Source organism: Paenibacillus aurantius, from assembly GCF_032268605.1.
GTDB classification, from domain to species: Bacteria; Bacillota; Bacilli; order Paenibacillales; family NBRC-103111; genus Paenibacillus_AO; species Paenibacillus_AO aurantius.
In genome coordinates, this window is record NZ_CP130318.1 from 3554284 (window position 1) to 3580309 (window position 26026).

The 26026-nt window shown below is 55.0% G+C and carries 22 protein-coding genes and 1 other annotated feature; of the genes, 1 reads left to right on the forward strand and 21 read right to left on the reverse strand.

Annotated features, from left to right (window positions below; translation table 11 throughout):
* Positions 1-92 precede the first annotated feature (92 nt).
* The 19 genes from MJA45_RS15895 to MJA45_RS15985 all read right to left on the reverse strand — a co-directional run bounded on the left by MJA45_RS15895 (position 93) and on the right by MJA45_RS15985 (position 20751).
* The gene (locus MJA45_RS15895) at positions 93-2363 is read right to left on the reverse strand and encodes a DUF5702 domain-containing protein (protein ID WP_315602898.1); all 2271 of its coding nucleotides are present in this window, start codon (positions 2361-2363) and stop codon (positions 93-95) included.
* Between the two features lie 11 nt (positions 2364-2374).
* Positions 2375-3361, reverse strand: coding sequence for a hypothetical protein (locus MJA45_RS15900; protein ID WP_315602899.1), 987 nt, complete (start codon positions 3359-3361; stop codon positions 2375-2377).
* Between the two features lie 26 nt (positions 3362-3387).
* Complete coding sequence (locus MJA45_RS15905; protein WP_315602900.1) at positions 3388-3618, reverse strand: Flp1 family type IVb pilin; 231 nt, start codon at positions 3616-3618, stop codon at positions 3388-3390.
* Positions 3619-3641: 23 nt separating this feature from the next.
* A complete protein-coding gene (locus MJA45_RS15910) occupies positions 3642-4436 on the reverse strand; it encodes a type II secretion system F family protein (RefSeq protein WP_315602901.1) in 795 nt (264 codons plus the stop codon).
* 5 nt (positions 4437-4441) lie between these two features.
* On the reverse strand, positions 4442-5281 hold the full coding sequence (locus MJA45_RS15915; RefSeq protein WP_315602902.1) for a type II secretion system F family protein: 840 nt from the start codon (positions 5279-5281) through the stop codon (positions 4442-4444).
* Positions 5282-5310: 29 nt separating this feature from the next.
* Complete coding sequence (locus MJA45_RS15920; RefSeq protein ID WP_315608035.1) at positions 5311-6504, reverse strand: TadA family conjugal transfer-associated ATPase; 1194 nt, start codon at positions 6502-6504, stop codon at positions 5311-5313.
* Between the two features lie 23 nt (positions 6505-6527).
* A complete protein-coding gene (locus MJA45_RS15925) occupies positions 6528-7637 on the reverse strand; it encodes a nucleotide-binding protein (RefSeq protein ID WP_315602903.1) in 1110 nt (369 codons plus the stop codon).
* A gap of 47 nt (positions 7638-7684) precedes the next feature.
* A complete protein-coding gene (locus MJA45_RS15930; RefSeq protein ID WP_315602904.1) occupies positions 7685-7897 on the reverse strand; it encodes a hypothetical protein in 213 nt (70 codons plus the stop codon).
* A gap of 11 nt (positions 7898-7908) precedes the next feature.
* Positions 7909-9540: a serine/threonine protein kinase gene (locus MJA45_RS15935; protein WP_315602905.1), complete on the reverse strand. Its 1632-nt coding sequence runs from the start codon at positions 9538-9540 to the stop codon at positions 7909-7911.
* A 121-nt stretch (positions 9541-9661) separates the two neighbouring features.
* Positions 9662-10609 carry a threonine ammonia-lyase gene (gene ilvA / locus MJA45_RS15940; RefSeq protein WP_315602906.1) on the reverse strand — a complete coding sequence of 316 codons (948 nt, stop codon included), beginning with the start codon at positions 10607-10609 and terminating at the stop codon, positions 9662-9664.
* Positions 10610-10698: 89 nt separating this feature from the next.
* Positions 10699-10977: a binding site (T-box leader), on the reverse strand.
* 49 nt (positions 10978-11026) lie between these two features.
* Positions 11027-11803 carry an ABC transporter ATP-binding protein gene (locus tag MJA45_RS15945; protein ID WP_315608036.1) on the reverse strand — a complete coding sequence of 259 codons (777 nt, stop codon included), beginning with the start codon at positions 11801-11803 and terminating at the stop codon, positions 11027-11029.
* A gap of 59 nt (positions 11804-11862) precedes the next feature.
* Positions 11863-12708, reverse strand: a complete 846-nt coding sequence (locus MJA45_RS15950) for a deoxyribonuclease IV (RefSeq protein WP_315602907.1) — start codon at positions 12706-12708, stop codon at positions 11863-11865.
* Positions 12709-12720: 12 nt separating this feature from the next.
* Positions 12721-13530, reverse strand: coding sequence for an Fpg/Nei family DNA glycosylase (locus tag MJA45_RS15955; RefSeq protein WP_315602908.1), 810 nt, complete (start codon positions 13528-13530; stop codon positions 12721-12723).
* 124 nt (positions 13531-13654) lie between these two features.
* Positions 13655-14932 carry a ribonuclease H-like domain-containing protein gene (locus MJA45_RS15960; RefSeq protein ID WP_315602909.1) on the reverse strand — a complete coding sequence of 426 codons (1278 nt, stop codon included), beginning with the start codon at positions 14930-14932 and terminating at the stop codon, positions 13655-13657.
* A gap of 16 nt (positions 14933-14948) precedes the next feature.
* Positions 14949-17195 carry a DEAD/DEAH box helicase gene (locus MJA45_RS15965; protein WP_315602910.1) on the reverse strand — a complete coding sequence of 749 codons (2247 nt, stop codon included), beginning with the start codon at positions 17193-17195 and terminating at the stop codon, positions 14949-14951.
* A 281-nt stretch (positions 17196-17476) separates the two neighbouring features.
* Positions 17477-18166 (reverse strand): LrgB family protein, encoded by a 690-nt coding sequence (locus MJA45_RS15970; RefSeq protein ID WP_315602911.1) that lies wholly within the window; start codon positions 18164-18166, stop codon positions 17477-17479.
* On the reverse strand, positions 18159-18512 hold the full coding sequence (locus tag MJA45_RS15975) for a CidA/LrgA family protein (protein ID WP_315602912.1): 354 nt from the start codon (positions 18510-18512) through the stop codon (positions 18159-18161). Before MJA45_RS15975 ends, MJA45_RS15970 begins: the two co-directional genes overlap by 8 nt.
* Before the next feature lie 138 nt (positions 18513-18650).
* Positions 18651-19952, reverse strand: a complete 1302-nt coding sequence (gene murA, locus MJA45_RS15980; RefSeq protein ID WP_407083163.1) for a UDP-N-acetylglucosamine 1-carboxyvinyltransferase — start codon at positions 19950-19952, stop codon at positions 18651-18653.
* A 64-nt stretch (positions 19953-20016) separates the two neighbouring features.
* A complete protein-coding gene (locus MJA45_RS15985; protein WP_315602914.1) occupies positions 20017-20751 on the reverse strand; it encodes a DNA-3-methyladenine glycosylase family protein in 735 nt (244 codons plus the stop codon).
* A gap of 349 nt (positions 20752-21100) precedes the next feature.
* Here MJA45_RS15985 and tlp point away from each other — a divergent pair, with 349 nt between their 5' ends.
* Positions 21101-21325: a small acid-soluble spore protein Tlp gene (gene tlp, locus MJA45_RS15990; RefSeq protein WP_315602915.1), complete on the forward strand. Its 225-nt coding sequence runs from the start codon at positions 21101-21103 to the stop codon at positions 21323-21325.
* Between the two features lie 111 nt (positions 21326-21436).
* On the opposite strand, the gene rnz is transcribed toward tlp, so the two are convergent.
* Positions 21437-22360, reverse strand: a complete 924-nt coding sequence (gene rnz, locus MJA45_RS15995) for a ribonuclease Z (RefSeq protein WP_315602916.1) — start codon at positions 22358-22360, stop codon at positions 21437-21439.
* Between the two features lie 168 nt (positions 22361-22528).
* Positions 22529-25972, reverse strand: coding sequence for a methionine synthase (gene metH, locus MJA45_RS16000; protein WP_315602917.1), 3444 nt, complete (start codon positions 25970-25972; stop codon positions 22529-22531).
* Positions 25973-26026 lie beyond the last annotated feature (54 nt).

Sequence of the window (26026 nt, forward strand, 5' to 3'; positions counted from 1 at the left end):
AACCGTTAAGAATAAGAAGGAACGCGAGGAAGACGGGCAGGATAAGAGCCGCCTCCAGAACAATCCCCCCGCCTTGCTCCCGCCTAAACCGGTTAATAGGACATCACCGCCGTTCCGGTGAATTGACACCATCCATCCCTAACCTGGCAGGGAAGGATTCCCGTTCGGTTAAGCGATCTCGCTATTCCAGGCAGGAACCAGAGCTTGATGCTCGATTCTCCCGAGGCTTGGACATAGGTCGCCTGTCCGGCCAAATCCTTGCCCGTGTTAAGCTCGATCAAAGCCTGCATGCGGCTCATTATCCGGGCGTTCTCGCTGTGAAGGACATAGAAAAGCCGGAGCATTTCTTTGTAATCGACGGTTAAAGACACAGCCTTCTTAAGAAGAGGCACGGCTTCCCCGCGGATTACGCGGTTCATATCGCTGACTGCCTCTCCTGCTCCCTGAGCGGCGGCGGCCAGCAGAACCAGCAGGGGGGAGCCTGCTTGCAGGAGCTCCTTTTTCGGGTCAACCAGAGCTTCCATGGTACGGATGGAGAACAGGAGCATGAACATTTCGGAATAGGCAGCCGAATAGTTGGAAGCACACGAATTCAGCCCGTACAGAATGTACTCCGCTTCCTGTCGGTCCAGAGGACGGCTGCTGGTCTTGACGGCTTGGTCCGTGCGGAAGGTAAACCGTGTCAGGGCATATTCATTGACGTACAGCTCATCGCGGAAGCCCTCCAAGAGCCCCGTCAGCCTCTTGGCCATGGATAAAGCCTGCCTTGCCGAAATGTCTTTCTCGTCAATGGAATAGGCCCCCTCCACCGGACCAATAGCTTCCTCCCGGTTGTAGCTCCAATACTTGAAAGCCAAACCAGGTGTGCCGTTCTCCCCCTGCTGCTCCAAGGTGTGGTAGTACCCGGTAAAAGGGTCCGAGGTGCCCCATAGGCCACATCCTCCCAATGCTTTTCTCGCTTCGCCGAATGCTCCCTTTGTGATCTTCTTCTGCTCCTCCTTGCTGCCGTTGAGCCATTTGGCTTCCGCCTTCCGTTTCTCCTCCAACGCTCCCTGGCTGGCTTTGAAGGCGTCCGCCTGGCTAGCCAGAGCCTCGTTCGCTTGCACGAGACGTTCGTAATCCGCCCCAATGAACAGCAGGGTGCTTTCCCAATTGGTTTTCATTCCGCTGAAGGTCGCCGTGATTTTGCCGGCTTCCGTTTTGTACAAGGAAAAATAATCGTCGTTGCGAACCGGTACCGAGCTGTAAATATCGAGAATGGGGCAGGGAGATGCCGGGCATGCCGTTTCCTGCACGAGTTTCGCTTTCTCCCCACGCAGCTCATCGTTAACCTTCTGAGCTTCCATAAGCTTCTCAGCAAGCCGGTCATATTCTCCCGTCATTTGCTCATAGTCCAAACGAATCTCCCATCTGGAGGTTTGCAGGAGAGCGGCATAGTTCAACAGGTTCTCCAATAATTTTTGGAGCTCGACTTTTTTGGCCGTAAACTCCGTTATCTCCGTCTGGACTTGCTCGATATTCGCTTCTACCGATTGAATGGAGGCGGAGATCTCCTCAATCCGGGAGGCATTTTCTTTAGCCTCGGCAGCCCACTCCTTTAGAGAGGCTTGCGAGCTCTCCAAGGATCGGCTAAGCTCCTGCAGGGTCTCCCCTGCCCTTTTCAGCTCCTGTTCGGTATCCAGAATGGACTGCCTCACTTCCTCCACGGTATGCAGACCGATCAGGCCAGCGAGCCGGTAAAGCTCCGACAGCCTGCCCGCATATTTGCCGTTCGCGACCTTAGCCGTCCCTAACAGGACGATTGCCTGATCCCATGCCTGATCCAACGCTTCGTCGACGGCATCGGCTTTTGCCTGCAGCTTGGCGGCGTTCTCCGAGAAATCGGAAGCCGCGGCAAGATTTTTGTCCACTCCGTTCTTTTTAAACTTGTCGACAAATTCCAGCCCGAATTCCACGGGTGCCCGGTATTTCATATCCTGCAGCACCTGTGACCGGAACACTTCCTGGTTCGCCAGCGTGTACAGGTCTTTCACCCGGTAGCCATCCCCGTCCGAGGCTTTATTGCCGAGATAAGAGAAGGTGTCAGCTGGGGTTGACAGATTATTATGGAAAACCTCCGTAAACAAAGACAGCATAGCCTCCTGGTCCCGGTCTCTTCCGAACAGGCCGTACGGTCTTAACGAAGAATCATATTCCGATAGGAGAGAACGCGCCCCGGCCTTAACGGCCGTCTCCGTCTCCCTTTCCGCCAGCTTGATACGGATCAAATCGATCAAGACGGCGTGGAAGAAGAAGACCGGCACCAGAATCATGATCAAATAAACCGAAACGGATCCTTTAGAGCTGAACCAAAAGCGACGCAAGATGTACCTCCTTAATTATGAATAACGACCAGGATCCCGTTTCTTTCCAGCTCCTGCCGGAGGCCCGGAGATAAGGCAACCGTGCCTTTGCGGGCATGCCGGAAGAAATGCCAGACCGCCCCTTTAATGAGTCCCCGTCTGATGAGCTCTACGTCTTTCTGGATCTGCTGGCGGGCATCCGCTTCATTGACGGTGTATTTGGCCTCGTGGGCGATGCCGTCTCCATCCAAGGCATCGATCTTCCGGCTCTGTCCCACGGTATCCGTCTCCAGGACCACCGACTTCCCGTTCACCAGACGCCGGATGTACTGGCTCGCTTCCGCCTCGGAGCGGATCACAAGAGCGGGCTTCTCTTCGCCGCTGAGCAGAATGTCCTTGGCCGTGCGTCCCGAATCGAAAAATTGCTTCAGGCGGCCGGAGTATTCGGCCAGCAAATCAACATTGCGGGTAAAGTCAACGGGATCGGTGACATAAGAGGCGGCCTCGGCTGAATAGTGATCCCCATCCGCAAAGGGCTGGAAGAGATTTCCCTGATGAAAGGGCTGCTTTACCCGCGCTTCCACTTTTCGTTCCACCCACTTGTTGGTAAACCTCAGCTCTCCTGTCACCTCTAGGGGGAAGATGGAAGCGGCTTTTGCCATTTTACCAGCCGGGCCGCTTGTAGGCGTTTCCCCGGAATCCCCCAGTGACCATTCGGTTCCCCCGCTGCCGGTAAGACCGAACAGATCCGTCACACTGTCCCCGAAGGTTCTCCAGTACAGGCCGTCGTCCTCCCCAGGGATCGAAGCACCCGTCTCCCAATCCTTTCGGGAATTGTCCCAGACATAAGCCGTTCTCTCCGCAGCGGTTTCGGCCGTGAGGGCAAGGGACGCTTTGCCGTAAGCAAAAAGAGCAAAGCCTATCATGGAAAGGGTGGCCAGCAGAATCATCGGGTAAACGAACGATGCCTCTATCGTCAGGCTCCCTTCCTCCGACTCGATCCACTTCCTCTTCCCCATCAGCCGGCATCTGCGCTTCATCGCCCTTAAGGAGTGGCAGATGCAGATGGACGGATCGAGCTGCCATCGATGGTCGTCTGCTGGTTGATCTGCGTATCGGCCCCTTTGAATAAGCCTCCCACCCACTTCATGATCCACTCCCGGAACGCGATCGCTACGATGACCACAACAGCCAGAATAAGCAGCATTTCCAGCGTTCCCAGGCCGTCCTCTTCCTTCCAGAAAGCCTTTGCTTTCCTTTGTATCGATTTCCACATATCCTTCATTCCTCTCAAAATAATTAATGGTTCATGAGCAGAACAGCGGGCGAGGCTACGATGACGGTCACGATCAGAAAGATCACGACCATCGGAAAAACCAGCTTGGAGGAAGCCTCCTCCCCCATCGTTTTGGTTAGGGCTTTCCGCCTCTCCCAGAGGGAACGGGACAGCTCCCGCAAAGCCGTTACGAACTCCTTGCCTCCCCTCTTGTAGTTAAGCAGAAGGGTCGTCGTGAATTGAGAAACCTCCTGGACGGCACAGCGCCTGCTGAAATCCTCCATGGCCCGCTTCAAGGAAATGTTGTTCGTGAGTTCATTGGCCATCTGCTGAAGCTCCCGATAGAGAGGCGACTCCTTACTTCCTGCCGCCGTGCAGCGGAGCAAAGCTCTCTGAACGGTTTCCCCTGCATTAACCAAGAGCGTAAGCTTGTTAAGAAATTCCGGAAGATCCATGATCATGCTTCTTTTTTTGCGCTTGATCTCCCGGTCGAGCTGGCGGTATAACAGCACCGGTGCCAGCAGAGCCGCGAACAAACCGCCTCCGAGGCTTTCTCCCCAAGATCCGGAAGCGGCTCCAAGGAGCACGGCTCCGGTAAGACCGAGCAGAAAGGCGGAGGTCATCTTGCGGAGATAGCGCTCGGCATGGGCCGGTGTCATATCCGCTCCGTAGAGGGCCGACAGCTTTAGCTGGAGATTGAGCATCAAATGCGAGGCTTTCTGGGGCAGCCGGGTTCTTCTTAGGAAAGAGGAAGCGACAGGATCCAGCATTCTCCATATCCCGGTTGCCGGGGAAAGAAGTCCCTCCTGATCGGGCAAGTTCGTCACACCTTTATATCCATGATTTTGATAATGATCGCTAGACAGCCCGCCAAAAGAATGAGGGACAAGGTCATGATGGCCATACCGGAAGCTCCGTCATATAAAGGGGCCATGTAGTCCGGGGAACTCAAGCTCAGCAGAGCGATAATGGCGAGCGGAGCCGCACCCAGCACTTTCGCCTCGAATCTCTTTTGAGCAATGAGGACCTGAATCTCCTGCTTGATCTCCACCTTCTCTCCGATCATGTTGGAGGTCCGTCTCATCACCTCGATCAAGTTCCCTCCGGATCGCTTGCAAATGACGAACACCTCCGTAAAGCTGCGGATATCGTCCAGGTCGGCCCGCTCCGAAAGATCCGACAGAGCCTGCTCCACCGTCTCGCCGCGGTCAAGTTTACCGGCAATCCTCCGGAATTCCTTCAAGATCGGCGTCGAAGGGTCCGGATAGAGCAGCATAAGATCCTGCAAAACATCACGGAAAGCATTCTCGACCGACTTTCCGGCGGATAAGGATGTCGCCAAGGAGTACAACGCCTGCTTGAACTGTCCGTTCAGTTGCTCCTTTCTTTTGCGAATCATTCCTTTCACTACGATTCTCGGATAAAGCAGGGCCAGGCAAGAGCACATGGCTGCGATAAGGAAGCTTTTGTAGAACAAGTAGCCGGCTGCGAACAGCAGGCATCCCGCCAGAAGCAGATGGAAGCCCTTCTCTTTGCCCGTCAAGGTATACGTTGAATACCGCTCCGCCTCCTCCCCTTCTCCCTTTGGTCGGGAGACCGGTGGTTTGAACGCCAGGTTCTTTCTTCGCTTGTCCAGATGCCCCATCATTAACCACGTTAACAATCCTAGAACCGCTGCAACCGCCGTTGTCTTCATCCCGCGTCCCTCTCCACCGTGCATAAGCCGGCTTTCTTGGCTTTCTCCGTAGGTAAGAGCCGGCGCCCCGTCGGCACCAGCCGCCCGCCCTCTTCTTCGGAGAAGATGTACAAGGGATGAAGCACCACCTCTCCGTTCCGGATTCCCGCCACTTCTTGGATCTCGGTTACTTTGCGGGATTTGTCCTTCAGCCGCGACAAATGAATGATAATATCGAGGGCCGATGCAATTTGACTTCTGACGACTGGCAGGGGAAGGTCCGCTCCGCTCAGCACCATCGTCTCCAGCCGGCTGATCATATCCACGGAGGAGTTAGCATGTCCGGTAGATAAGGAACCGTCATGCCCGGTATTCATGGCCTGCAGCATATCCATCGCTTCCGCGCCCCTTACTTCCCCGACGATGATCCGGTTCGGACGCATTCGTAAGGAGGACCGGATTAAATCCCGGATGGTGATCTCCCCTTTGCCTTCGGTATTGGCATTTCGAGTCTCCAGACTAACCAGATTCGGAATGGTATCCATGTGCAGCTCCGCCGAGTCTTCTATGGTGATCACCCGTTCATCCTCAGGAATGAAGCGGGCCAGTGCATTCAGAAAAGTCGTCTTGCCGGACCCGGTCCCCCCGCCAATGAAAATATTGTAATGAGCCTGCACGAGCCTTCGGAGCATCTCGGCTGCCTCCTCCGGAATAGCTCCCAGCCGGATCAGTTCTTCCACCGTGATCGGACGATCCGGAAACTTCCTTATGGTCATGGTTGGACCTTTTAAGGCGATGGGCGGAAGAACAACGTTCACCCGGGAGCCGTCCGAGAGGCGCGCATCGACAATCGGACTTGCATCATTCACCACGCGGTTTACTTTGGCCACAATGGACTGGATGACATCCTCCAGCTTCTCGGCGCTTTCGAAGCGGACGGGAGATCGGCTTACCCTCCCGTTCTGTTCGATGAAGACTTCATCGTGGCGGTTGATCATCACCTCCGAAATACTGCGGTCCTCCATTAGCGGCTGGAGCACATCGAGTCCCCGGAAGGAATGAAACAGCCGGTCGGCGATTCGTTTCTTGGCGGAAGCGGTCAAAGGCTCTCCTCCCGCCCATTCCAGCACTTCACTGTCTATCCATTCCTTCAGCTGGTCGTCTCCCACCGAGCCGAACCGATCCAGCCTTTCGACCAGATTCCTCCTCATGACGGAAACTAGCTCCTCCTCGTTCAAGACGGGGTCGCCTCCTCTCTTCCGTAACGGAGATACCACTGCATAACCTGCTCGCGAAAAATCGGTTGCTCCTTAAGCTGCTTACTCTCCCGGACTTCCTTCCATTCCGGAACATAAGGGAAATGTCCGCTGATTTCCCAAGGAAGGGAACTGAAATCGTTCACCAGACGTCCCGTATACCGGTTGAGAATAAAGGATAAGGCGCCGGGCTTCCAACGGGCGGCTTTCTGAAGCTCGGTATAAAGCAGAGCGGCTTTGTGCAAGTGGTTGCGGTCATCCTGAAGCAGCCATAGAATGACATCGCTCTGGGAAAAGGCCGCCTGCACCCGATCCTCCGGGATCGAGTCCAAATCCATCACGACTGCGTCATAATCCCCGGTATCCACGATCGCCTCCACCAGCCGGACCGTTTCTTCTTCCCGGACCTCCTTCATTTCCGGAATGTGGGAAAGGGGAGGCAGAAATTCCACCTTCGTTTCGGGATCGATGCTCTTTAAGGCTAGCAGCTTAGCGGAAGCATGCTCCGGCTGGGCTTTCAGGTAGTAAAGCATTTTGGCAAACCCCCCGCCATCTCCCGTTGACTGAAAGATCAGCTCGGACCCCACCCCCTCCAGATTTAAGTAGAAGACTTTGTGGCCCTGCAGCCCTAAGGCGGCTGCCAGGTTGCAGGCAACCGTCGTCTTGCCGGCTCCCCCAACCGCCGAGTACACGGAAAGGATTCGGGTCCGGCTGCGGTTCGCCGTTCCGGTCCCTTCTTCCGAAAGACTCACATTTTCGGCACCAATAGCAATCAGCTGGGGAAGGAGCCGGTTCAGCGGCTGGTATTTGTTCAAGGCTTGCCCTAAGGTTGTTTCTCCTTCCAAGTGATGGCACGCTTCAATCCGTACCCCGTAAGCCGGGTGAGGGGACAGCTCTGCGGCACACCGGCTGTCGGCGAACAACAGATCCAGCCTCCCCTGGTTGTTTACATATTGCTCCAACGCCTGCTTCCCCGTAAACTGCTTCACGACCAGACGCTTAGCATAGTCCGAGGAACGGATATAGGACGTCAACAATCCCATATAGTCCGGATCGGCATCCAGAAGTCCCAGTGTAAGCTTCCTCATTCATCATCCTCCCGTTAAGTTTTACCTGCCTGTGCAGGTGAACTTTCCTAAAGAATTCCCTCCTTCTTGTTGACCAGAACGCAAAAAGCACCGCCGCAACCATCTCGAACTAAGATGGCCACGACGGTGCTTCCGCCTGTGGTTGTTAAGTTAGTTTGTAATATAACACACTCATCAAAAGCCTGCAACCCTGCATTTTCCTTTTCGGCGAGGCTCTGCAACTTGTGAAAAAATATGGCCCGGTGTTCAGGACTCTCCATATGGATCTCCCCTACCGGACAGACAACCACTTGAACAGTCCTGCTCCTTTATGGCTTTCCCTCTCCAGTCGGTCCTTAGGCAATAGTTTCTCAAGCATGGGCCGCATGGCCGGAAGCCATGGAGCGGAAGGGCCATAGCTCTCGGGGATTCCCTCCCCCTTCCACTGCCATTCCAAGACCGTTCCTCCCCGCTCCTCGGGGATCCGGATCAGCGGCTCCCAGGGCAGGGAAGCCAGCCATTCCCGTCGGCGGGGAAACGGCTGGTCCCGGTTGGCCGCAAGCACAAGAGCTTTGTCTTCCGCCCTCTGTTCCGCCAGCCTTGCCGCGAGCTCACGGCTGGAAGGAGAGCCGAGCTTGCCGGGATGAGGCCCGGCCACTACAACCACAAGATCGGCTCGATCGCACAGCTCAACGGCCTCCTCATGCTCCCAACCGGTGGATAGATCCACAATCGTAATATCCGTTTTGACGGCATGAAGCAGACGGTACAGCTTTTCCTTGGACCAGCCGGCCGGAGAGCGGTCCGGATGAAGGGGAACCCACTCCGTCAAGCCCGACCTCCAAGGAATGTGCTCTCCCTCGGTTCCTTCTTCGACCCGGGTGACAAGCGGCTTATAGTCCTTAGGGGCATACCGGTCTCCGTAAAGGAGACTATAGAGCTCCGGCTGAACGGATGTCGATTCCACCAGGGCATGGGCCACCTTCAGTTGGCGAAGCGTATGGCACAAGGCAAGGCTTATGTAAGTGGAGCCGGCCCCGGGGTATAAGCTCCCGATCGCAATGAGCTTACGGGGGATAGAACCGCTGCTTCCGGCGTTACCCTCTCTTCCGGCTTCTGTCTGGTACAGAAGCCGGTCCAAATCCACTTTCAGGTCAAACGCAGAAGAATACCGGTCTTGGGGATTCTTCTCCAGCAGCCGGTGCACGACTGCGGTTAGCCGTCTGCCTGCCGGCAGCAGGCTTTCCCTCTCCCCGCTCCATCCTTCCTTGTCGTAAGGATGAGCTCCGGTCAGCAGATAGTACATCATTGCTCCTAAAGTGTAGAGGTCGGTCCGGGCATCGGTTTGCTTGTTCTCGAACTGCTCAGGTGCGGCAAAGCCTATGGTCCCCAACTGGATCGTATCCGAGCTCTGTCCGCTTGAGTAACAACGGGCGATTCCGAAATCGATCAGCCGGACATTGTCCTGCTCGTCGATCATGACATTGGACGGCTTCAAATCCCGGTAGATCACAGGCGTTGGAGCCAAATTATGTAAATACTGGAACAGATCGCACAGCTGGGAAGCATAACGGATGATTTGCCGCTCCGAGAGCCTCCCCCTTTGATGCTTTTGCAGCAGATCCTCCCCGCTGACATAATCCATGATCAGATAACTGAACCCGTGGCTGTCGGGAGGAAAGAAGTCGGCAATCTTAGGCAGAAAAGGATGGTCCAGACGAGCCAGAAGCCGGGCCTCCTCCTCGAATCCTTTTAAATTATGGGAGTGACGGACCGAAGCCTTTACCGCCCATTTCTTTCCGGGGAGCTTCCTATCCTCCGCGAGAAAGACGGCTCCCATTCCCCCGGCGCCTAAGCGCTCACCGATCCGGTATCTCCCCGCCAAAAGCTCCCCTTCCTGGATAGGCAGTTTATCGATGATCAAATGTTAATTTCCCCCTTTTCTCTCCAATTGAGATGGATTATAGGGGGACGGCGGGCAAAAATCCAGCTTTAATTTACTTAATGCCATTAATGGTAAGCATCATTAATAGCTAAGGACACGTTCAGCTGACCAGGTTTCGTGATGCCGTTAAGCCGGCCAGCCTTCCCAGGTCAACGTTCCCTCCGCTGACGACAAGTACGGTCTTCCGTCCTTTAAGCGGAAGCCGACCGCTTAGCAGCGCGGCCAACGGAGCTGCTCCCGCTCCTTCCACTAGAAGCTTGGATCGTTCGAGCAGAAGCATCATCGCTTCCGTTAATTCTGCTTCGGAAACGGTGCACATCGTATCTACCTGCTGCCGGATCATCTCAAAGGGGAGAAGGCCGGGGGTCTGCACGCACAAGCCGTCGGCAATGGACCGGGGAGCGGGCACGATCATACGCTGGCCGGCCTGCCACGAAAGGAATCCGGAAGAAGCCTGCTCCGGCTGCACCCCGATGATTTCCACTTCCGGCTTAAGTGTTTTGACGGCAGCCGCAATGCCACTGATCAAGCCGCCTCCTCCGACCGGGACAACAATGGTCTCGACATCCGGAAGGGACTGAAGAATCTCCAAGCCTACCGTTCCCTGCCCGGAGATGATGTCTTCGTCGTCGAAGGCATGCACAAAGCAGGCTCCTTTTTCCTCGGAAAGCTGCAGCGCATGCCGGTAGGCTTCATCGTAATTCGCCCCGTGCAGCACGACCTTCGATCCATACCCTTCCGTGGCCTGTACCTTCGCCGACGGAGCGGCTTCGGGCATGACGATAATGGAGGGGACGCCGAAATGGGCGGCGGCGCAGGCCACCCCTTGGGCATGATTGCCCGCCGAAGCGGTGATAAGCCCTTTGGCTCGGGCTTCCGCCGACAGGCGGGCCGCTTTAACGAAGGCTCCTCGAATTTTGAAGGCGCCCGTCTTCTGCAGATTTTCCAGCTTCAAATACACCTGGCTTTCGCTCATGGCGCTGAACGTTCGGGAAGCCTGCAGCGGCGTCTCGTGAATGATTCCTTTCAGAAGCTTCTGTGCCTCCACTACCTTTTGGTACGTTACCGTGTAATCCCCAATTGAACCACTCCTGACTTTATCCTTAATATTCAAAATAACAAAAAAAGCCCTCATCCCCAAGGGACGAGAGCCTGCTCGCGTTACCACCCTACTTCCAGCATGCCCTAAAAAAAGGCCGCTGGCACTTATCCGGCATACCATCATATGCCGCTCCCGGTAACGGTGGAGGTCCGGTTGTTCCTACTAAGAGCCTCGCATGGATAAATCACGGAGGAGCAGAGTTCGGATTACGCCTCGGAGGTGATTTTCAGCTAAAGCGGAACACCGGCTTCGCAGCAGCCGCCGGCTCTCTGGGTTCAGCAAACTAGCTTACTCTTCCTCTTCATGGGCTTTGAGGGGTTAATTGAATTTTCTGAAAAAGATAATGATCTTATAATACCCGATTTAGAAATGGTTATCAAGCACTTTGATCCAAGGGCGTTCTCTATTCCATTCCAAGGATAACGTAATGCCGAAGGCCCGGCCCAAATTCTCGGCTGTCAAAACTTCCTTCTTCGGTCCGGAAGCCACCGTTTCTCCTTGATCGATAAGGACTACATGCGTGTACAACGGCATAATCTCTTCCACATGATGGGTGACATAGATCGTCGTGATGCCGCGTCCGGCCAGCTGGTCGATATTCTCCAGAAGCTTCTCGCGCTCGTACAGATCAAGGCCGGCACAAGGCTCGTCCAGAATCAGAATGGAGGGCTCCGTCATCAACGACCGGGCCAGCATGACCTTCTTCCTCTCTCCTTGCGACAAAGTGCCGAGGGGCTGCTTGGCCACATGGCTTAATCCGACAAAATTCAGCATCTCTTCCGCCTTGTCGATGACCTCCTGGGGAATGGTCTGATAGAAGCGCAGAAACCCGTATTCTCCGGTGGCCACCACCTCCCAAACGGGATCGCCGAGATTTAGCTTCTCGAAGAGTGATTGGGAAATGTAGCCGATTTTTTTGCGGACCTCTCTTAAATCGACCGTGCCGTACAGATTGCCCATAACTTCGACTTTACCCGAGCTCGGAAACAAATAGCCGTTGATCATCTCGAGAAGGGTGGTCTTGCCGGAGCCGTTACGTCCGAGAATGACCCATTGTTCAGCGGGCTTCACCTGAAGGTTAATGCCCTTAATTATCGTTCGTTCTTCCCGCTTAAAATAAATATCCGTCAGCTTGATCACTTGGTTCACCACTTTACCCTGGACTGGTAGCACATATTATCTTATTGTAGCCTGTCAGGTTAAAGTTTTCCAGCCCTTGAAGCCAACTCCTTGACCAGGGCGATCTCCTCCCGGTGGGTGCCGTCCGGCCCGCTTCCCGTCTCCAGAATAAGCGGAATCCCCTTCATTTCGGGACTAGTGATCAGCCGGACCAGGTTCTCTACCCCGATCTGCCCCTGTCCGATGTTGGCGTGACGATCCCGCCTGGAACCCGAGGGATAGACGGAATCGTTCAGATGAACGGCGCGGAGGTGCTCCCAATAACCCGTTTCATGTCCTTCCTCCGCCATAGCCTCCCAATTGTCTCCTGTCCAGATCCCCGCCGCGAAAGCATGGCACGTATCCAGACAAAATCCGATCTTGTCCGGGCGCTCCGTCAAGGACCGGATCTGGGTCAGCTCCCGCAGGGTCATGCCCATCCCCGTTCCTTCACCTGCTTGATTCTCAAGAAGAATCAAGGACTCGCCTTCCCAGCCCTCCAGAATCCGGTTTAAGCTGCCGATAATGTCCTTGTAGCCCTGCAGTGGGTCCTTTTGCTTGGACTTGCCGAAGTGAACAACAACCCCGATAGAGCCGCATGCATTGGTGATGTCCAGATCATTGCGCAGGGACGCGGCAACGGCCTCCGCCAAGCCCGGTTCTGCTATCGCCAAGTTGGATGGATACGGAGAATGGGAAATGGAAACGAGCCCGTTAGACCGGCTTAGCTCCGCGCAGGCAGCCGCGTCCTGGGTGTCGACCTGCTTGACGGTCAGGCTGCGGGGGTTTTTGGGGAAATATTGAAAGGCGTTCGCCTCAAGAGACAGGGCGGTCCGGGCCGCCCCGGAATACCCGTGACGAATGCTGATGTGGCTCCCGACATACATGGCCTCGCCTCCTCAATGTTGACAATTTTCGCAGTAAAAGCATTTCCGGGAAGCAAGCTCTACCTGGATGACTGGACGTCCGCAGCGCAAGCAGGGCTCTCCTTTCCGGTCGTACACGCGGCAGCGTTCGTTGTAGCCGCCCGTTAACCGGTCTCCCTTATACAAGGGATCCTCCATGTACCCGCCGTAAGCGACCGCCTCTTTTAACACCGCCTGCATGGAGATAGACAAGCGCCTCGTTTCCGGCCCGGTCAGGGTAGGCAAGGTTCGGGACGGCAGAAGGCCCGCTTCGAAACAAATCTCATCGGAATAACAGTTCCCGATTCCCGACAGGAAGCTTTGGTCGACCAAGGTGGTCTTGAGTATCCCTCTCTTGCCGGATAGAAGACCGGTGAGCCGCTCTGCGGTAAAATCGGGGGAAAGCGGCTCCGGCCCCAGCTTGCCGAGCAGGCTTTCCACCTCCGCCTCCTTATGCAGATGCAAATAGCCAAGCCGCAGCCCGATGAAATAAAGACGCTCGTCCCCGAAGCTCACTTCCACCTGAACGGTCCGGTCCGGCTTGTCCTCCGGTCTTCCATAGAACATCCAGCCCCCCAGCATCAAGTGAAGGAGCAACTTTTCCCCGCTCGACAGATAGAAAAGAAGGTGCTTGGCCCTTCTTTCGATCCCGGTTATGGAATTGCCGATTAAGGTTTCTCGGAAAACCGGAACCGGCACATTGATGGATTTCTCCCGTCCTACTTCAACGTCTGTTAGGGGACGATCTATTATTCGCGAAGAGAGCAGCCTTCTATAGGTTTCCATTTCCGGCAATTCGGGCATAGGGTTTCCTCCACCACTATCGATATCTCCTTAGTTTTCCACCATCCCTTCCTTTTTATTCCTGACCATCCTTCATCCCCGAACCGAACCATCATGGTATTCTCATCCGTTCACGTCCCAAGACTTAGAAAAGAGTCGGGTGAGACGGCTCCTTCGGAGAGGTCTTCCCCATCGCTTTATCGCGCTTGAGTCGAAGACGGTCCACCCGCTTGTTCAGCTGCTCCAGCTGACTCCTCTGCTTGGCGGTTCCCCTCGACAGCCTGCTGCGGGTCCACGCCTGGCTCAACGCCTCCTCGGCATAATACAAGGCGGTTCCGAAGTCCTTTCTCTTATGCTCATAGAACATGGCAAGCTCCACCAGCGGCTCCAACGAATGCAGCGAATGGCCTTTCTGGAAATCGGCGGCCTTTGTCCAGAGCTCCACCGCTTTCCGCTCTTCCCCTCTTTTCTTGAAAGAAGCGGCTATCTGCACCCAATATCCGGCGGAAGCCTCCTCCGGCCGGTCCAGAAGGTGTCCGAACACTTCTGAGGCATGCTCGTGCTGTCCCATTCTGTCCAGCCATAACCCGAGCCGGAACACCTCTTCCTCCACCATAAGAAAATAGGGCAGCTCGCCGGCCAATGCCCGGCTGAAGTGAACCGCCAGTCCCGCAAGCGACAAAATGTCGTGCTCGTTATGCACGAACACTCCTTCCATCACTTTAGGATCGTGCTCGGCCAGATACTCAAAATAAAGCGTGGGGGCTAAGGAGCCCGGCACATCCTCTGTCCGGTTGAAAGCCAAATGCTGCTCTTCCACCTTACCCAGCCGGCAGGAGGGCATCGTATGCCTCCACAGGCTTCGGGACGGATAGAGAAAATCAAGATGCCGCAGGGAATCGTCCAACTCCATGCGGTTAAGCACGTACCGGTTCTTTACGAGCGGCCAGTCGAAGGTCCGGCCGTTATAGGACACCAAGTGAGTGAAGCGGCCGATGATGGATTGGACGTAAGCCAGCATCGCCATCTCTTCCGCGGGGTTCCGGATAAACAGCTGCTCTACGACAAACTCCTCTTCTTGGTAGAACCCCAACCCCAGCATAAACGGAACATTGCCGGCTCCTACCCCAAGCCCGGTTGTCTCGGTATCCAGAAACAGCAGGCACTCCGGGTGAACCGGGAAGCCCGGATGGAAGGCCTGTAAGCCATCGGCATATTCATGCAGGTCCCCCAGCCGGTGTTTGCCGTGCTTGTGGGTCAGCGGATAGCGGCAGGAGCGCTTGATGAACGAACCCCAATCGTTGATCTCCATAACGGCCTGAAGCTGCTCCCAGTCTCCTCCTAACGCCTCTGTCCTTACCGCCGGCTTCTGTTCCGCCGTGGTCCGTTTAAGCCGGTTTAACCGGTCCTTGAGCCCGCTCATGGCCGGACTCCAAGCTCTACAGCTGCTTCAGGAGCTGTATACTTTTGTGTTTGCCGTTGATTCCTTCTATTTCGGTTCCTATACATGATGGGCATCCATCCTTACATGGGCACTTTTGAATTAAGGTGCTGGCCGCCTGTTTGACTTCGTCAATTCGTTTGTACACATCTTCGGCCAATCCGATTCCTCCCGGATAATGGTCATAGACGAATATGGTGGGCAGTCCCGTATGAGCCGCTTTGATCTGGGAAACCACGTGAATATCCCTGCGGTCGCACATGGCCATAACCGGAACGATGTGCTTCAGCACGTTGGCTATCCCGAGCAGCAGCTGCTCCAGGGTCTTCTTTCCGAGCTCGGGATCCGTTTCCCTCCATTCGATCCAGGCGGCACTCGTATGCAGCTCTTCTTCCGGCAGGTGAATCGGACCGGATCCGATATTTTCGAAGGTCGTCAGCTTGATCTTCTTGAAAATGGTCGGCATGACGTTGACCGCTACATCTCCGAAATGCACGGCGGTTCTCTCCCGGCTCGTTGTCCGGTCCAGTTCCAGAACCTTAAGATTGACGGCCAGATTGGCATCCGTATAATATTCGACATCGACTTCCCGGACATAAGCTTTCTTATGCTCCCAGTCCAGCTTCTCCACTTGATACTGCACGCCCTCATGAAGATAGATGGCCTCGTCATGAAGCAGGGTCATGGCGCTGAAGCGATCCATCTCGCCGATGATTCTTACGTTGGCGACGTCCGACTGGTCGACGATGACCACGTTCTCCTGGGAAGCGGAGCGAAGGCTGATTTCACTTGCCGGAAAAGACTGATTCGCCCAATAGAACGTTTCGTCATGCCGGTGCAGCACCCGTTCCTCAACCAGGTATTCCATAATATCGGTAACGTCCAGCGGGCCGAACTCCTCTGTTCCCTTGAACGGCAGCTCGTACGCCGCACATTTCAGATGATCGACAAGAATAATCAGATTCTCGGGATTAATCCGCGCCGATTCCGGGCTCCGGTCAAAGAAATAATCCGGGTTCTGCACAATATATTGGTCGATCGGGGTAGAAGAGGCCACCATGACGATCAGGGCTTCACCATGTCTTCGTCCGGCTCGTCCCGCCTGCTGCCAGGTGCTCGCTATGCTGCCGGGATAGCCGGTCATGACGCAAACCTGAAGCTGGCCGATGTCAACACCCAGCTCCAGGGCATTCGTGCTGACAACGCCCAGAATCTCTCCTTCGCGCAAGCCCCGCTCGATCTCCCGTCTCTGCTTGGGCAGGTATCCTCCGCGGTATCCCCGGATGGACTTCGTCCCCAGCTCGTTCTTAACGAGTTCCTGAATGTGGCTAAGGATAAGCTCCACCCTTACCCGGCTTCTCGCAAAAACAATGGTCTGGATCTTATTCTTAAGAAACTCCTGCGCAAGGTGGTTAACCTCTACAGTGGCGCTTCGGCGGATGTTCAGCGGCTTGTTGACAACCGGAGGATTGTAGAAAACAAAATGCTTCCGGCCGCGCGGAGCCCCGTTGTCGTCGATTAGACGCATGGGGGTGCCGGTCAACTGCTCCGCCAATTCCTTCGGGTTGGCGATGGTCGCCGATGTACAGATGAACACGGAACGGCTGCCGTAGAAGGCGCAGATCCGCTTAAGCCGCCGGATGAGATTGGCCACATGGCTTCCGAATACGCCCCGGTACGTATGCAATTCGTCGATCACGATGTATTTAAGGTTCTCGAACAGGCTGACCCATTTGGTATGATGCGGCAGAATGGCCGAATGCAGCATATCCGGATTCGTTATGACGATATGACCGGCTTTGCGAACGATTTGCCGGATGGCGGGGGAAGTGTCTCCATCATAGGTATAGCTTTTGATGTCAATGCCCATTTCGTCGATAATCTCGTTCAACTCGCTCTTCTGGTCCTGGGCAAGCGCCTTTGTCGGAAACAAATACAGCGCTCGGCTCGAGTCGTCCGCGGCAATAGCCTGCAGCACCGGCAGGTTATAACACAGCGTCTTCCCCGAGGCCGTAGGAGTAACGGCGACGATGTTTTCCCCTCTCTGCACCGTTTCGTACGCCGAGTGCTGGTGGGTATAAACTTCCTTTATGCCGCGCTTCTCCAGTGCTTTCCGAAGCCGGGGATCGACACTTTCCGGAATGGGCCTCGTTCTGGCTTCCTGCGGAGGCATCTCGTGCCAGTTGATTATATTTTCATTGGAGCGCAGATCCTCGATTAGTTCGGGCAAAGTTTTCTTACGCATGCTTTAACTCCTATAAAGGGAATGATGTACTCCCCATTCTACAGAATATACGTTCCCCAGGCAATGCTAACCGCCTTGTTTCCCCTGGAAAACACCAAATAAACCAGCTGATGATTTCCCTCAGGAAAATCAGCTGGCCTTGTCGAACGGAGGTCTTTAACCGCCAAAAGCTGTCGAAAGTCAGAAAATTCACGCCATTTAAAGGCCTGTTCGCTTATCGGCTTATGTCACATCCTGCGCATTCCCGGGAAATGTTTCTGCTAAATCCGCGAACTATTTCCCTAGATCCATCCGCTCAAGGTTCCGAGGAGAAGAGAGGTCAGAATACCGGCGATACCCATGGCCAAGCTGCTCATACTGGCCTGAAGCTCCGATTCCCGGACCAGCCGGGCCGTCCCGATTCCATGCGAAGCGGTTCCGATGGCCGTTCCGATGGCGACATCGCTCCGAACCCCGCAAAGCCGTAAAAATTCGGGACCGATCATGCTTCCGAGCAAGCCGGTCAAGGAGGTGATGACGGCTCCTAGCTCAGGCGTGCCGCCTAACGTCCGGACCACCTCTATCGCAATCGGAGTGGAAGCGGATTTGGGGAGAATGCTGAGCAGCAGCTCGCGTGTTCCTCCCAGCATCCAGACGAGCAAGGCGGAGAACAGAATGGAAGCAACCGTTCCGACCGTAATCCCGGCAAGCACCGGGACCAGACTCTGCCGAATCCGGGTGGCGTGCTTATACAGAGGCACTCCAAGGGCAACTGTTCCCGGTCCAAGAAAAAAATAAATCACATCACCGCCGGCTTTGTAGGCCTCGTAGGGAATTCCCGTCACAATCAGAAAAAGGATCAGCGCCCCTGCCGTGACGAAAAGCGGATGAAGCCGGCTCCACCTCAGATGCAGCCGGCGGGCCGTTACATATGCGGCAACCGTGACGGTAACCCCGAATTCCGGCCGATTCAGCCATTCGAAACTACTCATGGCCCCTTCTTCCCCCTCTGCGGCCCAACCCCTGCGTCATCCAGCCTGCCGCGGCAAGCGACACCAGAGTGCTGACGACCAGGCTGATCACCATGGCATACGCATTCCGCTCGATGACCGGGTAAAGGCCGATTAATCCGACGAGAACCGGAGCAAAAAACAACAGCAGATGGTCAAGCAGAAATTGAGCGGAAGCCTCCACCCACTCCAGCTTCACAATCCCCATAAACAAGGAAGCGGTAAACAGCACAAGTCCTATCACATTGGCCGGCAGAGGCAAGCCCAGTCCGTGCTGCAGCAGAACTCCAAGAAAATGGAATCCAAGCAAAATTCCCAACCCAAGCATGGCGTCGCCCCTTCTTCACCCGGATTCCCCGGTCATTCTCCCCTGGGTCCCACAGCTACTTTCCATCATACCGAAAAAGGGACCCCCTGGTAAGGGGTCCCTCCTTCCAACCAGCCATTCAGCCGGTTTCCCATTCTATTACACCCCGACCATGAGGTCCGATGCCTGCTCGGTCTGGCCGTACTCGCCTTCCCGGTAGGTGAGCTCCGCTCCCAGGTCACGGAAAAGGCCGATCACATTCTCATAGCCGCGTTCGATGTGCTCCACCCCGGTAATGCGGGTCGTCCCTTCGGCCACCAGTCCCGCCATGATCAGGCAGGTGCCGGCACGCACATCCGAAGCGTGAACGAAGTTCCCTTTCAGCTGGGAGCCCCCTTGAATAAAGGCACTGCCGCGGCGGACTTCGATGCGCGCTCCCATTCGTTTAAGCTGGGGCACATGATTAAAGCGCTCGGGGTAAACCCTCTCCGTTATGATGCTGCGGCCCGGAGACAGCAGAAGCAGAGAGGTCAGCGGCTGCTGAAGGTCGGTGGCGAACGACGGGTACATGCCGGTCCGTACCCGGGTAGCCCGTAGAGAAGACTCTCCGTAAGCCGTAATGCTGTTCTCGCCCACCTCAATGTTCATTCCGATTTCCCTCAGCTTCGAAATGCAGGAACCAAGGTGCTCGGGAATGGTATCCTCGACCGTCACCGTTCCCTTGGTCATCCCGGCCGCCATCAGGAAAGCCCCGGCGATCAGGCGGTCCGGAATGACGTTGTATTCGCAGCCGGACAGTCTTTTGACTCCTTCGATGCGAATCGTGTCGGTTCCTGCGCCGAATACTTTACCGCCCATTCGGTTGATGAAGTTAGCAGTATCCACGACTTCGGGATCTTTCGCCGCGTTCCTCAGAACCGTTGTTCCTTCGGCAAGAGCCGCCAGCAAAATGGCATTGATGGTGGCTCCGGAGGTGATCATGTCGAAATAAATATCTGCCCCTGTCAGCTTGGAGGCTTCGACCTTATAATGATCCTCCATAAAGGAAACCTCGGCTCCCATCGCCTTCAGAGCTTTCACATGCTGATCGATGGGCCGGGATACGAAATTGTCTCCTCCGGGATACCCAATGCTCACCCTTCCCATCTTGGAAAGCAGCGCTCCTATGAAATAATAGGAAGCACGGTAAGACGACGTTCTCTCCCGGTTCAGGTCGGCGGATGTGATGGTTCCTCCGTTGATAATCACATCTCCGTTTATCTCCCGCTTCATGGAAATGCCGGCTCCTGCGGCTATTTCCTGAATAAACCGGAAATCCAAAATGTTGGGAATTCCCTTTAATCGAACCTCTCCGTCCGCCATGCAGGCGGCAGCCAGCAGAGCGAGCGAACTGTTCTTGGAACCGGGAATCCGGACGCTGCCCTTCAAAGGACCTGAGTTCGCGACTTCTATCCATTTCATCATGTTAGGTTCCTCCCCCCGAATAGTACGGTCTTTGATTTATTCTTTTCTCTTTGTTCTCTGGTTATGGTTCCGTAGGATCCGGTATGGCAGGCATGAGATCCGGCTGGTTCAAGCTTTCCCAAAGATAGAAAGTGAAGTAGCTGGACCAGGGTGTCCAATCGGCACCCATTCTTCTTATATCGGCCTCGGTTGGCTGTTCTTTTAGCCCGTACCATTTCTTTACGGCATTTCTCAGTCCAATATCTGCCGCGGGAAGCAGGTCCGTCCTTCCTAGGCCGAAGAGCAGGAAACATTCTACCGTCCAGCGGCCGACGCCTCTCTCGGGCAGAAGCCTCTCCATAATCTCCTCATTCCTTTTTCTGTCCAAATCGTCGAATTTTAACCCGCCCTCCGCTGTTTTTCGAGAAAGATCGATGACATACTCGGCCTTTCGGCGGCTGAATTGCAGCTGGGTTAGTTGCTCGTACGACAAGGAGGCGATCTCCTCCGGAGACGGAAAAGGATAGTAGGCCGTTCCTTCGAAAAGCAAGGGCGTCGAGACGGTTTCAACCAATCTCCGGACGAGCGTGGCGGCGAAGGAAAGATTCATCTGCTGCCCGATAATGGTCTTGATAAGACATTCATAAGGATCCGCTTCCCGGATAATGCGCAGGCCATACAGCCGTTCGGCAAGGAAAGCAATTTTTTGGTGTTTCTGGAGTTGAAGGTAATATGTACCCAGATCCACGTCCACCGACAGCATGTTCTCCACCGTTTTCCGGATGAAGGGCAGCTCGGTTTCCTTGACGGTTTCCATAACCTCCACTAACAGCTCCGGTGAGTCGACTTCACCGATAGAAGCTATTCTTATTAAGTATATGTTACCCCTAACGCGGATGGTGCGAATCAACGTTTTAGGTTCTATGCGGTACAAAGGATGAGAATTTTGCTGAAACCGTCGAATCATGGCGTCAAAATCATATGGCGGATTCGGACTAATACGGAATACAGTCATCGGTAACTCCCTCCCAAAAACCCAGCTATTAGCTTATCATACTTTAATCCCGCAGGGAACCATAATTCCGGCGCCCCATGAATAAGCCACTGCATGCCGGGTTACATTAGGTTTTGGTTAACCGACCAAATTTCAACAGGAGGTGGCTGCCATGGCCAAACCGGACAATCGCGCAGACAACGTAGAACATTTGCAGGAACACATCCAGAACACGATCGACAACCTGGAGGAGTCCGAAAGCTACCTTAACGAGCATGCCGATGAGATTTCTTCCGAAGAACGGGAAACCCTTCAGAACAAGAACGACCGCCGCCGGGAAAGCCTTGCCGCTTTCAGGGAAGAAGTTAAGGACGAAGCCCACTCGCAGGACGTTTAAGCATTGCTTCCTTTGAAGCCTTTTCCCTCGGGAAGAGGCCTTTTTCATAGGTGACAGCTGCCCCGGCCATAGTATTCGTAATCGGCTCTTCTTTTTAAGGGGATCCCTATCTTATTTCCTTTTTGGAACTGCCGTTCCCCAGAAATCGTGAGCCAAATAAGTCTCCGGGAAAATCTCCTTTGCCTCTGCCAGCAGCCCCGCCTCCTCTTCCTGGTAACGGGAGCTCAGATGGGTGATAACCAGCTTCTGGACTCCCGCCTCCTTGGCGATCTCCGCCGCCTCCACCGCGGTGGAATGACCGTAATCCGCTGCCAGGCTTTGATGCCGATGGGCAAAAGTCGCCTCGTGTACGAGCAGATCGCAGTCTTGGGCAAGCTCAACCGAGCGGGCGCAGCTTCTCGTATCTCCAATAACCGCAAGCGTTCGGCCGGTAACGGCGGGTCCGAGAAAATCCTTCGCGTGAAGCTGTTCCCCATTCTCCAGGCAGACGGATTCCCCGCGCTTCAATTGGGCAAACAGAGGGCCAGGCGCAATTCCTCTCTCTTTCAGCTTCCCTGCGTAGAGGGGACGCTCCCCCGCCTTCTCGGTAACCCGGTACCCGAAGCTGTCAATCCGATGATCCACCATGGCGGCTTCCACTTTAAACCGGTTATCCTCCATGACAATCCCTTCCTGGATTTCCACCACTTCGAGCTCGTAATCCAGATGAGATTCGCTCACCTGGAAGACTGTTTTCAGAAAGAGTTGGATGCCCGGAGGTCCGTACACGGTTACCTTCGAGTGGCCTCCCTGATACGAACGGCTTGTCAGAAAACCCGGAAGGCCAAAAATATGATCTCCGTGTAAATGAGTGACGAACACTTTGGATATTTTACCCGGCTTATAGGGGGATTTCATCAGCTGGTGCTGGGTCCCTTCTCCGCAGTCGAACAGCCAGCAAGTCCCGCATTCTGCCAGCAGATTCAATATCCCGGATGTTACGTTCCGCTGCTTGGAAGGCCTCCCCGCTCCCGTTCCCAGAAAATAGTATTCCATCAAGGCTTCCTCCATCCATCATGTACCGGTTTCATTATTTTGCCAAAAAACCTGGTATTTATTCTCTTCCCTTCCAGGGATTCTTGTTAACCCTATTGGATAGGGAGCCATTAAAAACCAGAAAAAAAGCGCTAATTCTCTAAAAGAATTAACGCTTTTCGGTAGATTTTAAACCTTATCCACATTGAAATATTGGGCTTGAGGATGGGCGAACACCATCGCGGAGACGGAGGCTTCGGGATCCATCATGCAGCCTTCCGTGAGCTCTACCCCGATGTCTTCCGGCTTCATCAGCTGGAAAAGAAGCTCCTGGTCCTCCAGGTTCGGACAAGCCGGGTAACCGAAGGATACCCGGATTCCCTGGTAACGGGCTCCGTGCCGCTGCTTCATGGTCATTTCGGCCGGATCCGGGAAGCCCCACACATCTCTCATGATGTGATGTATCCGTTCGGCAAAGGCCTCGGCCGTCTCCAGGGCGCATGCCTGGAGCGCATGGGAACGCAGGTAATCGCCCTGGTCCTTCCACTGCCCGGAGAGCTCCCGGATTCCATGCCCGGCGGTGACCACCAGGAAGCCGACATAATCCATCGTGCCGCTCTCGGTCGATTTCAGGAAATCGGCGAGGCAGAGGAACGGATCCACCTCCTGACGGGGGAACGAGAACCGCTGAATGACGCGGGAATGGTCGTCCGGGTCATAGACGAGAATATCGTTACCTTCTGACTGGGCCGGGAAGAACCGGTACATGCCGTGAGCTTTGATGATGCCCTCCGACTGGGCTTCCGCATAAATCCCGTCCACCACTTCTTTTAGCTGAGTGGCCTTCGGATCGCCTTCCTTAAGAAGCTTCTCCACCGATCCGCGGATTCCCAGATGCTTCCCAAGCAGCATCTCCTGATTCACGTAAGGAAGCAGGTGAGGAAGCGGGTATTCCCGGAGGATGTGACGTTCGGTATCGGGTGGGATAAAGACCGGCGCATCTTGAGAAATCGCCGTGCTTCTGGCTCGCGACGGAACGATGTTGTCCGAGGGCTTGCGGCCGGTTTCCATCACGTCGGATTCCTTCCACTCCCGCAGCTCGTCAATCAGCTTCTGACGCTGCTGGCTGTCGCTCAGCTTGTTTGCGATGTCGAGGCCATCCATGGCGTCCTTCGCATAGAGAACCAAGCCGTCATATTCCGGAAGAATGCGTGTTTTGGTGAACTTGCGCGTGAGCGCGGCGCCTCCGACAAGAATCGGCACGTCGATGCCGGCCGTCTTCAAATCCTGCGCCGTCACGACCATTTGCTGGGCGGATTTGACCAGCAGGCCGGATAGGCCGATGGCGTCGGGCTTCTCTTCCCGGAAAGCTTGAATCAGCTGCTCCGGCGGTACCTTGATCCCCAGGTTCACAATCTGGTACCCGTTGTTGGAGAGAATGATCTCCACCAGGTTTTTGCCAATGTCGTGAACGTCTCCCTTGACGGTGGCGAGCAGAATCTTTCCTTTTACCGCGGATTCGTTCTTCTCCATAAAAGGCTCCAGGTAAGCCACGGAGGCCTTCATGACCTCTGCGCTCTGAAGAACCTCGGCCACGATCAGCTCGTTGTTATTAAAGAGCCGCCCGACCTCTTCCATCCCTTTCATAAGCGGTCCGTTTATCACTTGAAGCGGCGGATATTTCTTCAGGGCTTCCTCCAGGTCGGGAATGAGCCCTTCCTTCGTTCCCTCCACGACATAGGAAGCGAGACGCTCCTCCAAGCTCAGGTTGGAGATCTTCTCGATCTTGTCGACTTTCTTCTCCCGGAAAACGGACACGAATTCGGCGAGCGTCTCATCGTTCGTGTTGAAGATCAGGTTCTCCGCCAGCTCTCTCTCATGCTCCGGAATGGAGGCATAGCGCTCCAGCGTCTCCGTGTTGACTATGGCGTAATCCAATCCAGCCTTCGTACAGTGATAGAGGTAAACGGAATTCAGCACCTCACGTCCTGCAGGCGGAAGGCCGAACGAGATGTTGCTCAAGCCGAGAATGGTTTTGCACTCGGGAAACTTCTCTTTGATGAGCTTGATTCCTTCAATGGTCTCTACCGCGGATCCCAGGTATTGAGGGTCGCCGGAGCCGATCGGGAACATATTCGGGTCAAAAATAATATCGTGCGGCTTCAAGCCGTACTTGTTTACCAGCAGGTCGTAGGCGCGCGTGGCAACCTCGATTTTGGCCTGGCGGGAGACGGCCTGCCCACTCTCATCAATGAGAATGCAGACCACGGCTGCTCCGTATTTATGAATCAGGGGAACGATCGCTTCGAACTTGGATTCGCCGTCCTCCAGATTGATGGAGTTGATGACCGCTTTTCCTTGGGAATATTTCAGCCCGAGCTCAATGATATGGTCATAGGTCGAGTCGATCATGAGGGGAACCTTGACCTTCTTAACGACCTGCTGAAGGAAAGTTTCCATCGCGTAAGCCTCATCGATATCCGTATCCTGAAGATTGATGTCGATGATATGAGCGCCTTTCTTGACCTGGGCGCGGGCGACCTCGGAAGCTTCCTCGTATTTTCCTTCTTTGATGAGGCGCTTGAACTTACGCGAGCCCGAAACGTTCGTCCGTTCCCCTACCATTACGGGCCGGTTCTCCGGCTCGATGTAGACCGTCTCGATTCCGGAAACGGCAGGCGGATGGGTACCCGTTTGCGGACGCGGCGCATAATCCTTAAGCGTTTCGGCGAGAGCATGGATATGCTCCGGAGTCGTCCCGCAGCAGCCGCCGGCAATGTTCAGCCAGCCCCGCTCGGCAAAACCGGCCATTTTCTTCGCCAGTGACTCCGGCGATTCATGGTAATGTCCGTTCTCATCGGGAAGCCCGGCGTTCGGGTAACAGCTGACGGCCATTCCGGCAATTTGCGACAGCGACCGGATATGATCCCTCATGAATTCGGGGCCGGTGGCGCAGTTCAATCCGACGGAGATGGGATTCAGATGCTCCAGCGAAATGTAGAACGATTCGATGTTCTGACCCGCAAGGGTCGTTCCCATAGGCTCGATCGTACCGGAAATCATGATGGGAAGCTGAACCCCTAACTCGTCCATAGCCCGGCGTATTCCGAGACTTCCCGCTTTTACGTTCAAGGTATCCTGGGACGTCTCCAGTAGAAGCGCATCCACCTTCGATTCGATTAATGCTTTCGCTTGTTCGTAGTAGCTGTCCACCAGCTCGTCAAAGGTTACGCCTCCTGTAACCGACAACGTTTTGGTCGTCGGTCCTAAGGCTCCCGCCACGTAACGGGGCCATTCCGGTGTGGAGTATTTTTCGGCTGCCTCCACCGCCAGCTTCGCCGCTGCTTTGTTGATTTCCTCGGCCCGGTCTTGAAGCCCGTATTCGGCAAGAACGACACTCGTCGCCCCGAAGGTGTTCGTTTCAATAATATCCGACCCCGCGGCGAAATAAGCCTCATGAATCTTCCGGATGACATCCGGCCGGGTCAGCACCAGAATCTCGTTGCAGCCGTCCAGGTCTTCTCCTCCGAAATCCTCTTCCGTCAGATTCTCCTGCTGGATCATCGTTCCCATGGCGCCGTCCAAAATCATAATCTTCTTCTGCAGCTGCTCCTGCAGTGATGGTTTCGTCATCATAGCAAACTCCCTTTCCACTTGACCGCCCGAGTAACCGTCCGTTGGTCCATT

Coding starts and splice junctions, on each gene's coding strand:
- MJA45_RS15970 (WP_315602911.1), bottom strand. CDS start 18,166: ATGAGTAGTTTCGAATGGCTGAATCGGCCGGAATTCGGGGTTACCGTC.
- MJA45_RS15955 (WP_315602908.1), bottom strand. CDS start 13,530: ATGCCCGAATTGCCGGAAATGGAAACCTATAGAAGGCTGCTCTCTTCG.
- MJA45_RS15930 (WP_315602904.1), bottom strand. CDS start 7,897: ATGGAGAGTCCTGAACACCGGGCCATATTTTTTCACAAGTTGCAGAGC.
- MJA45_RS15975 (WP_315602912.1), bottom strand. CDS start 18,512: ATGCTTGGGTTGGGAATTTTGCTTGGATTCCATTTTCTTGGAGTTCTG.
- rnz (WP_315602916.1), bottom strand. CDS start 22,360: ATGGAATACTATTTTCTGGGAACGGGAGCGGGGAGGCCTTCCAAGCAG.
- murA (WP_407083163.1), bottom strand. CDS start 19,952: ATGAAATGGATAGAAGTCGCGAACTCAGGTCCTTTGAAGGGCAGCGTC.
- metH (WP_315602917.1), bottom strand. CDS start 25,972: ATGACGAAACCATCACTGCAGGAGCAGCTGCAGAAGAAGATTATGATT.
- tlp (WP_315602915.1), top strand. CDS start 21,101: ATGGCCAAACCGGACAATCGCGCAGACAACGTAGAACATTTGCAGGAA.
- MJA45_RS15965 (WP_315602910.1), bottom strand. CDS start 17,195: ATGCGTAAGAAAACTTTGCCCGAACTAATCGAGGATCTGCGCTCCAAT.
- MJA45_RS15920 (WP_315608035.1), bottom strand. CDS start 6,504: ATGAGGAGGAATCTGGTCGAAAGGCTGGATCGGTTCGGCTCGGTGGGA.
- MJA45_RS15950 (WP_315602907.1), bottom strand. CDS start 12,708: ATGTATGTCGGGAGCCACATCAGCATTCGTCACGGGTATTCCGGGGCG.
- MJA45_RS15905 (WP_315602900.1), bottom strand. CDS start 3,618: ATGTGGAAATCGATACAAAGGAAAGCAAAGGCTTTCTGGAAGGAAGAG.
- MJA45_RS15925 (WP_315602903.1), bottom strand. CDS start 7,637: ATGAGGAAGCTTACACTGGGACTTCTGGATGCCGATCCGGACTATATG.
- MJA45_RS15900 (WP_315602899.1), bottom strand. CDS start 3,361: ATGGGGAAGAGGAAGTGGATCGAGTCGGAGGAAGGGAGCCTGACGATA.
- MJA45_RS15985 (WP_315602914.1), bottom strand. CDS start 20,751: ATGGAAACCGTCAAGGAAACCGAGCTGCCCTTCATCCGGAAAACGGTG.
- MJA45_RS15960 (WP_315602909.1), bottom strand. CDS start 14,932: ATGAGCGGGCTCAAGGACCGGTTAAACCGGCTTAAACGGACCACGGCG.